The sequence below is a fragment of the Synechococcus sp. BSA11S genome, from assembly GCF_014224355.1.
In the GTDB taxonomy this organism is placed as follows: Bacteria; Cyanobacteriota; Cyanobacteriia; order PCC-6307; family Cyanobiaceae; genus Regnicoccus_A.
In genome coordinates this window covers 1-7,911 of record NZ_VNWP01000036.1, presented here as the reverse complement: position 1 = coordinate 7,911, position 7,911 = coordinate 1, and the positions used below count along the sequence as shown (strand labels likewise).

The 7,911-nt window shown below is 65.4% G+C and carries 7 protein-coding genes; 4 read left to right on the top strand and 3 right to left on the bottom strand.

Annotated features, from left to right (window positions below):
* Window positions 1–175: 175 nt before the first annotated feature.
* Both rppB and rppA read right to left on the bottom strand, forming a co-directional pair.
* Window positions 176–1,534 carry a two-component system sensor histidine kinase RppB gene (rppB, locus tag FPZ61_RS15100; protein ID WP_185467439.1) on the bottom strand — a complete coding sequence of 453 codons (1,359 nt, stop codon included), beginning with the start codon at window positions 1,532–1,534 and terminating at the stop codon, window positions 176–178.
* Window positions 1,531–2,235, bottom strand: a complete 705-nt coding sequence (rppA, locus tag FPZ61_RS15095) for a two-component system response regulator RppA (RefSeq protein ID WP_221630218.1) — start codon at window positions 2,233–2,235, stop codon at window positions 1,531–1,533. The genes rppB and rppA overlap by 4 nt, the downstream gene beginning before the upstream one ends.
* Before the next feature lie 110 nt (window positions 2,236–2,345).
* Here rppA and FPZ61_RS15090 point away from each other — a divergent pair, with 110 nt between their 5' ends.
* Genes FPZ61_RS15090 through FPZ61_RS15080 form a run of 3 tightly spaced genes read left to right on the top strand, consistent with a single transcriptional unit; the run spans window position 2,346 to window position 7,214 of the window.
* Window positions 2,346–2,924 carry a hypothetical protein gene (locus FPZ61_RS15090; RefSeq protein ID WP_221630217.1) on the top strand — a complete coding sequence of 193 codons (579 nt, stop codon included), beginning with the start codon at window positions 2,346–2,348 and terminating at the stop codon, window positions 2,922–2,924.
* Complete coding sequence (locus FPZ61_RS15085) at window positions 2,917–6,048, top strand: efflux RND transporter permease subunit (RefSeq protein ID WP_185467437.1); 3,132 nt, start codon at window positions 2,917–2,919, stop codon at window positions 6,046–6,048. The genes FPZ61_RS15090 and FPZ61_RS15085 overlap by 8 nt, the downstream gene beginning before the upstream one ends.
* A complete protein-coding gene (locus FPZ61_RS15080) occupies window positions 6,045–7,214 on the top strand; it encodes an efflux RND transporter periplasmic adaptor subunit (protein ID WP_185467436.1) in 1,170 nt (389 codons plus the stop codon). Before FPZ61_RS15085 ends, FPZ61_RS15080 begins: the two co-directional genes overlap by 4 nt.
* Window positions 7,215–7,324: 110 nt before the next feature.
* Here FPZ61_RS15080 and FPZ61_RS15075 read toward each other — a convergent pair whose 3' ends face one another.
* The gene (locus FPZ61_RS15075) at window positions 7,325–7,492 is read right to left on the bottom strand and encodes a hypothetical protein (protein ID WP_185467435.1); all 168 of its coding nucleotides are present in this window, start codon (window positions 7,490–7,492) and stop codon (window positions 7,325–7,327) included.
* 121 nt (window positions 7,493–7,613) lie between these two features.
* Between FPZ61_RS15075 and FPZ61_RS16040 the strand changes: the two genes are divergently transcribed.
* On the top strand, window positions 7,614–7,847 hold the full coding sequence (locus FPZ61_RS16040) for a leucine zipper domain-containing protein (protein ID WP_185467434.1): 234 nt from the start codon (window positions 7,614–7,616) through the stop codon (window positions 7,845–7,847).
* The last annotated feature ends 64 nt before the right edge of the window (window positions 7,848–7,911 follow it).

Sequence of the window (7,911 nt, the reverse complement as noted above, 5' to 3'; positions counted from 1 at the left end):
TGTTACTCGCGAGCGGATGAGGGGCTCTGGCCATGGTCGTGATGGCCACCAGGGCTGAATCGCTCGGCACCAGCGAGAAGCGAATGCCAATCAAAGAGGCGCGCCAGTTCGGCTGAGCAACCGCATTCGTCTGGTCAGCTGCGAGGCTCTGCTCTATCCACGACAAACTCCTAGCTCAAACCAGCACTGGCATCTGAAGCAGGAAGGTGCTGCCGGCGCCCGTGGTGCTCTGCACGGAGAGCCGGCCTTGATGACGCACAGCGATAGCCTGGGCGATCGCCAGCCCCAACCCCGTGCCACCGGATTGGCGCGATCGACTGGAATCGCTGCGATAGAAGCGCTCAAAGATCCGCTCCTGCTCGCCCTCAGACATTCCTGGCCCCTGATCGGTCACGACGACACGCAGCTCTGATCCCTGCCGCTGAAGATCCACAAGCACAACACCGCCGGGCGGACTGTGCTGGATGGCGTTGCTGAGCAGGTTGGCCAGGAGCCGCACCAATTCGCTCTCCAGACCGCTCACCACTTCGTTGGCAGCGCTGACCTGCAACTGGAGAGTCACCCCCCTCGCATGGGCTGTTTCGCTGAAGTCTTCGATGAGATCCTCCAGGCATTCAGCAATCCGGCAAGGCTTGTGCGTCTCCAGCGGGCTGGGCTGCTCCAGGCTGGCCAACAGCAGCAGATCGGCGATCAGCCGTTGTAATCGCTGGCCCTGGACCAACACCCGGTTCAGGCTGGCGATTACCGATGGATCCGCCTGCGCAGCTGCACCGCGCTCGGCTTCCACCACCGCCAGCAGGTTGGCCAGGGGCGTGCGCAGCTCATGGGCAACATCGGAGCTGAATTGCTCCTGACGCCGATAAGCCTCCAGCAGCGGAGCCATGGCCAGACCTGCCAGCCACCAGCTGGCAGCAGCCATCGCCAGCATGGCCAGGAGAAAGACTGCATGCCCAAGCCACCACAGCTGGCGAGCTTCGGCATCGAGATGCGCCAGGCTTAGGGAGATCTGCAGGTAGCCCCAAGTGGGCTCGCCTGGGTTGTGGGCGTGGTGCAAGTGGATGGTGTATGTGCCCCAGCGCCCCGTGCTGCGACCACCTGTCATCGACCAGCCCAGTTGTCCAGGTTCCGGGGCCTGCGGCAGTGGCTCCGGGGATCGAGCAATCAGGCCTCCGCTCTGATCGAGCACCCGCAACTTGAAGCGATCGGAATCTGTGGCACTGCTCGCATGACGATGAATCAAATCGACGGGCGGCCTGCAGGGTTCACCCGCCAGGCACAGCCCCGGCAGCACCGCCGCCAGAGAGTCGGAAGGCTGGGCCTCATGCGGCAGAGCGGGTTTGAGGCTGTCGTGCAGGGTGCCGGCCAGGGTCTCCAACTCCCGGCGGATCGCTGCTTCCTGGCTTTGCAACAGGAGCCGGCCCATGGCAAAACCGGCGCCGTAGAGCAGCGAGCCCATCACCAGCAGCGATAGGCCAGCCAACCGGAGCCGGGCGCGCCACAGCAACCGCTGTGCAGGCAAACGGAGACTAGTCAAGGCTCCATCCCTGCTTTTGGGTCAAAGCGATACCCCTTGGCATGCACTGTTTCGATCGGCGAGGGCAGGCCATGGGCCGCCAGCTTGCGCCGCAGCAGGCGCACCTGGGCCGCAACCACGTTGCTCACCGGGTCGTGGTGCAAGTCCCACAGCTGATTTCGCAACCGCGAGCCCGCAATGATCTGGCCGGGGTGCTCCAGGAAAAAAGCCATCAACTGCTGCTCCTTTCCCGAGAGCTCCACGCTCACCTGCCCGGTTGGCGTGGCCACCAGCAGTTGTCCTGTGGTGTGATCCAGCCGGTAGCCACCTGCTTCCAACAGTGGCTCCCGATAGCCCGGGTGGCGGCGCTGCAGCGCCCGCACCCGGGCGAGCAGTTCCTCCATCGCGAAGGGCTTGCTGAGGTAATCGTCGGCGCCGGCATCGAGACCTTCCACCCGATCCGCCGTTTCGCTACGGGCCGTGAGCAACAGCAGCGGTAGGCCCAGCCCAGCGGCCCGAGCACGGCGGCAGAGCTCAAGGCCGCTCAGATCCGGCAGCATCCAATCGAGGATCGCCAGGTCGTAGCGAGCCAGTTCCCCGGTAAGGAGGGTCCAGGCCTGAAGGCCACCCCGGCAGTGATCCACCACATGGCCCTGGCGCTGCAGCACCGTCTGGATGGCGGAGGCCAGATCCCCCTCGTCTTCCACCAGCAGGATCCGCAGCGGCATTAAAGGTGGACTCCGGCTGGCAGATGCTAGGCAGCACAGGCGATTTCACCTGTTTTTCATCCCGCTTGCGCCAACCTGCGCCCATCCGCCGCACCCCTGGGCCCTTGGTCAACCGGATCCTTCAGCTGGCTGCCAACGCCAGCCTTTGCACCACTGCACTATTCGCTATCCCCATCGCAACCCCCATCGCCGTGGCCCATGTGGGCCACGGCGATGAGTTCCAGCAGCAAGGCGATGCGCGTCAGGTGCAGCGCAATGCCGAGAGCGATGGGCTGCTGGGGGTGGCCACCGCCAAGCCGGAACAGGGCCCAGACGGGCTCTCGGTGCCATCCACTGCGCTAGTGGATGCCAACGGCAAGCCTCTGCTGTTCGTGCAGACGGAGAAGACCTACGACCCGGTGGTTGTGAAGACCGGCGCCAGCCAAGGCGACAGCGTGGTGGTGACGGAGGGCATCGATCCCACCGATGACGTAGTGATCTCCGGCGCGCTATCGCTCTACGCCGAGTCGCTGAAGACCCAACAGGCCGAGCCTGCAGCGGCGGACAACAAGGCAGGCGCGCAGGAGGACAACAAAACGGCCAGCAATGCGGGCCTGCCTATGCCAGCCCTGGCCGCCGGTGGCGTTGTAGTGCTGGCCGCTGGAGCCATCTGGCTGAGCCGCCGCAAGAAGACGGATGCTTGAGCGGCTGCTCAACTCCACGCTGCGGTTTTCGATCGCCCGCCGCTGGTTGATCGTTGCTGCTGCGTTCGTCATCAGCATCTGGGGTGTGCTGGCCGTGGGCCAGATCCCCCTCGATGTGTTCCCGCCGTTTGCCCCGCCCCAGGTGGATGTGCAGACCAGCGCCGATGGTCTTTCGCCCGAGGAGGTGGAGACGCGGATCACGTTGCCGATTGAATCGGCCGTGAACGGCATCGCGGGGGTGGAGACCGTGCGCTCCTCCTCCAAGCCAGGGCTGTCGATGGTGCAGGTGGTGTTCAACCAGAACGCCGACATCTATCGCGCCCGCCAATCCGTGGCGGAGCGGGTGCAGCAGGTGACCCCCCAGCTGCCCGCCAATGCCGGTGCTCCCGAACTTTCGCCACTGGTTTCACCACTCGGCACGATCCTGCAGGTGGCCTTCACAGTGAAAGGCGATGGCGCCACCTCGCTGATGGATCTGCAGCAGCTGGTGCTGCGCTCCTACCGCCAGTCGATCCTGGCGGTGCCCGGCGTAGCCCAGGTGACGATCTACGGCGGCGATGAGCAGCAATTTCAGGTGCTGCTTGACCCGCAGGAGCTGCAGGTGCAGAACGTCTCGCTCCAAGCGGTGATGGAAGGCGTTGGTTCGGCCATGGCCACCAGCCCAGGCGGCTTTCTGATCGGTGGGGGGCAGGAGCGGTTGATTCGCCCCCTGGCCCAGATCACCCAGGTGAGCGATCTGGCCGATGCAGCAGTGCCCAACGCGCAGGGGCAGCCGGTGCTGCTCTCCACCCTTGCCGAGGTGAAGCGCGGCGCGGCGCTCAAACGGGGCGACGCCAGCTTCAACGGCAAGCCTGCCGTGGTGCTGATGGTGACCAAACAGCCCGATGTGGACACCCCCACGGTGACCCGGGCGGTGGAGCAGCGCCTGGCCGAACTCAACCGCACCCTGCCGGCGGATGTGCAGATCCAGCAGACCTTCCGCCAGAGCAACTTCATCGACAGCGCCATCCGCAATGTGAGTGAGTCACTGCTGCAGGGGGTGGTGATCGTTTCGGTGGTGATCGTGCTGTTCCTGATGAACTGGCGTGCTGCCGTGATCAGCCTCAGCGCCATTCCCCTCTCGCTGCTGATCGGCCTGATGGTGATGAAGGCCACGGGCCTCGGCATCAACACCATGACCCTGGGCGGGCTGGTGGTGGCGATCGGCTCGGTGGTCGACGACTCGATCGTCGACATGGAGAACTGCTACCGGGGACTGCGCCGCAACCAGGCGAGCAGCACCCCCCAATCGCCCCTGCAGGTGGTGTTTGACACCTCGGTAGAGGTGCGCCAACCGGTGCTGTTCTCCACCGTGATCATCGTGGTGGTGTTTGCGCCGATCTTTTCGCTCACCGGCGTGGAAGGGCGCATCTTCGCGCCGATGGGCCTGGCCTATCTGTTTTCGATCGCGGCCTCCACGTTGGTGGCGGTGACCCTCTCGCCGGCTCTGTGCGCGATCCTGCTGGCACCCGTGCAGCTGCCGGCGGAGAACACCTGGCTGCCCACTCAGGCCGAACGGCTCTACCGGCCCATCCTCGATCTGGTGCTGCGCTCACCCCGTCGGGTGCTGGCGATTGCACTGGCCCTGGTGGTGGCTACCCCCCTGGTGCTGCCCTCCCTGGGGCGCGTGTTCCTGCCGGAATTCCGTGAGAAATCACTGGTGAATTCGATGGTGCTCTATCCGGGGGTGTCGTTGGAGATGACCAACCGGGCTGGCCTGGCCCTTACCCGTTCGCTGCAGAACAACCCCCTGTTCGACTGGGTGCAGGTACGCACAGGCAGGGCTCCCGGCGATGCCGACGGGGCTGGCGTGAACCTGGCCCACGTGGATGTGGAACTGAGCGATCAGGCGATGACCAATCGGCCCGCTGCAATTGCCGAGCTGCGCCAGGCCTTCCTGCGGTTGCCCGGCGTGGCCCCCAACATCGGTGGCTTCATTTCGCACCGCATGGATGAGGTGCTCTCGGGCGTGCGTAGCGCCATCGCCATCAAGATCTACGGCACCGACCTGGGCGAGCTGCGCCGCATCGGTGAGGCCGTGGAACAAGCGATCAAGCCGATTGATGGCGTGGTGGATCTGCAGCTGGAGCCCCAGCTACCCATTCCCCAGGTGCAGATCCACTACGACCGTCCCCTGGCTGCCGCCCTGGGGCTGACGGTGGAGGAGCTGTCGCAGGCAGTGGAGATCGCCCTCAACGGCAAGGTGGTGGGCCACGTGGTGGAAAGCGGTGTGCGCAGCGATGTGCTGGTGCAGCTGCAGGAGAACGCCCGCCAGACCCTCGAGGCGATCCGATCGGTGCCAGTGGCCTTCACCAATGGCATGACTGTGCCGCTGGGAAGCGTCGCCTGGATCGAGGAAGGCCTGGGCTCCAATGTCGTCAACCGGGAAGACGTATCCCGCTTGATCGTGGTGTCCGCCAACGTCAGCGGCCGGCCCCTCGGCACAGTCGTCAAGGACATCCAACGCACGATCACTCGGGAGGTGCGTCTGCCCCAGGGGTACGCAGTTCGCTACGGCGGCCAGTTCGAATCGGAGGAACGGGCCACCGCCAGCCTGATCTTCTACAGCCTGGTGGCCGCCGTGGTGATCAGCGTGCTGATGGTGGCCTCGGTGAAGTCGCTGCCGGCCACCGTGGCGATCATGTTCAACCTGCCCCTGGCCCTGATCGGCGGGGTGGTGGCGGTGGTGCTCACCGGTGGTGTGTTGTCGATCGCCTCGCTGATCGGCTTCATCACCCTGTTCGGCATCGCTGTGCGCAACGGCCTGCTGCTGGTGGACAACTACAACCGCCGCCACGGAGCAGGGCAACCCCTGGGCGAGGTGATCCGCGAAGGAAGCCTCGAGCGCTTGAACGCGATCTTGATGACCGCGCTCTCATCCGCGCTGGGTGCCCTGCCGCTGGCCTTGGCCTTCGGAGCCGGCAACGAAATCCTGCAGCCCCTGGCGGTGGTGGTGCTCGGCGGCCTTATCACCTCCACGGCGCTGACGCTGCTGGTGATTCCCGCGCTCTATGCCCATTTTGGCCACTGGCTGTTGCCCCCTGCATCTGCCCCGTCTCCTGCTCTCGCTCCGTCCCAGCCATGAACCCGAGCCTCAGGCGGATCACGGAACCCCTACGACAGCCCAGGGTGCTGCTTTCCCTGGCGATCGCCGGATCACTGCTGCTGGGGGTCGGCCTGGGGCGCCACGGCGGCGGGCCTGCCGCCCCGCCCGCGGGATCGGCGGCAGACGTTGCTGAACCTGCTGGCACCATCGCCCTCAGCGAAGAAGAACTACGGCGTTCGGGCCTCAGCATCGTGCGCCCGGAGGTGAGCACGGGCACGGAACGCCCGATCTCAGGTTTTGTGGAAGCGGCAGTAGGAGCCCGCTCCAACGTGGGCATGCCGGTGGCGGGCCGCGTTGTGCGCCTGTTGGTGGCACCAGGCACAACCGTGCGTGCCGACGAGCCAATCGCTGAAGTGCAGAGTGCCGATGCGGCCGTGGTGCGGGCCGATGCGGAGGCGGCCCAGGCCACGGCGCAATCGCTGGCTTATCAATACCGCCTGGCCCTGCCGATGGCTCGCCAAGGAGCACTGTCGGCTCAGGAGCTGGAGAGCCGTCGCATCGCCAGCGTGACGGCAGGGGCAGCCGCGCAGGGAGCGACAGCCAAGGCCGCGGCGATCGGACGCCCCGATGGGATGGGACGCCTGCTGATCCGGAGCCCCATCAGCGGCCAGGTCGCTGCTGTGAAGACCTCACCCGGCGCGGTGCTCCAAGCCGGAGACGAGGTGGCGCAGATCAGTGATGCGCGGGGGAGAGAACTGCGCTTCCTGGTGTCGCCGGTGCTTGCCGCCAACCTGGCGAACGGCCAGCTGCTGCGGGTGAAAGCGGGAGCACGGGATCTACGCGCCCGCGTCGTTGCCGTGGCCCCCGACAGCGGCAGCGGGAGTCGGGTCACCGTGGTGCGCGCCCAGACGGTGGATGAGCCGATGCCACCGACGGGCACAGCGGTGACGGCCTTCATCCAGGTGCCGTCCTCGCAGCAGCGCTACTCGGTGCCGGCTGATGCCGTGCAACTGGTCAATGGCTCAGCGGTGGTGTTCGGCTATCAACGCGGAACAGTGCAGGCTGTGCCAGTGGTGGTGGGCCAGCAGTCAGCCAACCGCGCGGAGATCTTGCAAGGTGTACGCAGCGGCGATCAGCTGCTGAGCGGCAACACAGCCAAGCTGCGCGATGCCCTGGCCGGGCCACAGCGCTCAGGCCAGAACTGACGGGGGCCGCGGGATCAGTCTGGGGTTCCCCCGGTTTCAAGGACAAGGCTCCACGCCCAATCCCTTCGGGCCAGTAAGCATATGCCGGCGCCATCCATCTCTGACTATGTTCAGAACTTGCGCATTTCCCTGCGCATCTTGAAGGGATGATTACCGGAATGCTGTTGGCTGTAGAGCAGGATCGGTACGGCGACCAGCAACAGGGTGATTGCCGCCATGAGGCCGTAGGAGATTGCCGGCCTTTTCACAGGAGGGGCGTGGCCGGGTCTGATCGTCACCCTGCGCCGACGGCGCCGTGATGGCCTGTTGAATCTTCTCATAGGCTGATCCTAGGGGTCAGCAATGCTGATCATACTGACGATGCCGGAAGCTGCCCCCTAACTGTGTAGTACCACCAGGTTGCTCCGGCTGACACCGATTGGTCGGGAGCGCCTGATTCGGCAGCATCTCGATGAGGGCAGGAGCCTCGCTCAACTGGCCGCTGACCACGGGTTCAGTGAGCGCACCGCCCGCAAGTGGTGGTCACGGCAACAATGGGGTTCCCCCGATTCCGTGGACCCTGATCAGGGGTTCACAGGAGTGAGTGTAGAGGTCGCGATGAACCTCTGCTCACAGTCGATCGGGCTGAGGTAACCGATCGTTGAATGGCGCCGTTCGCGGTTGTAGTAACCCTCGATCCAGAAGGCCAGATCACGCT